Annotated in this window: 2 protein-coding genes; both read right to left on the bottom strand. The window is 45.7% G+C overall.

What is annotated here, in order from left to right:
* Positions 1-17: 17 nt before the first annotated feature.
* Positions 18-149 carry a hypothetical protein gene (locus G459_RS30705; protein WP_425393753.1) on the bottom strand — a complete coding sequence of 44 codons (132 nt, stop codon included), beginning with the start codon at positions 147-149 and terminating at the stop codon, positions 18-20.
* A 155-nt stretch (positions 150-304) separates the two neighbouring features.
* Positions 305-622 carry a hypothetical protein gene (locus G459_RS30710; protein ID WP_425393752.1) on the bottom strand — a complete coding sequence of 106 codons (318 nt, stop codon included), beginning with the start codon at positions 620-622 and terminating at the stop codon, positions 305-307.
* Positions 623-1,264: the final 642 nt, after the last annotated feature.

Genomic DNA, 1,264 nt, shown 5'->3' on the forward strand with positions numbered 1-1,264 from the left:
CCGGAATTGAAATGACTTCAGCTTCGCCCTGCATCTTGATCTCTGACCACCTTCAATCGCACCATACTGGAATTGAAACCTATCAACTCGCCGCACGCCTTGTCGACTCCTCCGGCTCTCAATCGCACCGTTCTGGAATTGAAATTCATTTTCAAATCAAGTTTGGGATCCGGGAACCGAACCTTCAATCGCAACATACAGGAATTGAAACTTCATTACATGATCGACATCGAGACCCTCGACGTCACCTTCAATCGCAACATACAGGAATTGAAACTGTTGAAACGATGTTGAAACCGATATGTCAAAAACATCTCAATTGCACCAACTGGAATTGAAACACAAAGGTCAGTGACTGGGGCTGTTGGAGGATGGCACTCTCAATCGCACCACACAGGAATTGAAAATAGAAGATCTCAAACTGCTCGAAAAGCATCCCGTGGCCTTCAATCGCACCATACTGGAATTGAAATGCGAAATAGGCAAGTTCGTTGGTTGCGCCTGAGATGGTTTCAATCGCACCATACTGGAATTGAAATTTGGCCCGAGATGAAGAAGCGGAGTATTTCACTGATCCTTCAATCGCACCATACTGGAATTGAAATATCTGGTAGTATTTCATAAAATCCGACACCCCGTTCTCTCAATCGCACCAATCTGGAATTGAAACTCTGTGTAGATGAAGTAGTGATATCCGTCTACCTTCCTCTCAATCGCACCATACTGGAATTGAAATGCGGCGAGCCTCTGGACACAAGCGTATCCGAGCGATCCTTCAGTCGCACCATACTGGAATTGAAATTGAGTTGGCCTCATTCGCTTCTAAGTACTCCAGACCCCTTCAATCGCACCATACCGGAATTGAAATCAGTATGTCCGTCCGGTATGGAGCACGGCGGGGACTCCTTCAATCGCACCATACCGGAATTGAAATGGGACTTGATGCAACTCACATGCGTGTCTTTGATCGACCTTCAATCGCACCATACCGGAATTGAAATTAGCTTGGAGCGCCTGATTAAGGCTGCCGGCACTCTCCTTCAATCGCACCATACTGGAATTGAAATATAGCAAGCCTGTAGCCATTGTGCCGTCTTCTGCATGCCTTCAATCGCACCATACTGGAATTGAAATGACATACCCTCGGATCTCCTTGATGGTATTGACTGACCTTCAATCGCACCATACTGGAATTGAAATAAAATTATATTGTGTTGGAGTTCCCGGAACATTCAACCTTCAATCGCACCATACTGGAATTGAA

Source organism: Algoriphagus terrigena DSM 22685, from assembly GCF_000429445.1.
Taxonomy (GTDB): domain Bacteria; phylum Bacteroidota; class Bacteroidia; order Cytophagales; family Cyclobacteriaceae; genus Algoriphagus; species Algoriphagus terrigena.

What these genes read in the sequence shown, in the direction of transcription:
- G459_RS30705 (WP_425393753.1), bottom strand. Translation starts at nt 149, where the DNA reads ATGAATTTCAATTCCAGAACGGTGCGATTGAGAGCCGGAGGAGTCGAC.
- G459_RS30710 (WP_425393752.1), bottom strand. Translation starts at nt 622, where the DNA reads ATGAAATACTACCAGATATTTCAATTCCAGTATGGTGCGATTGAAGGA.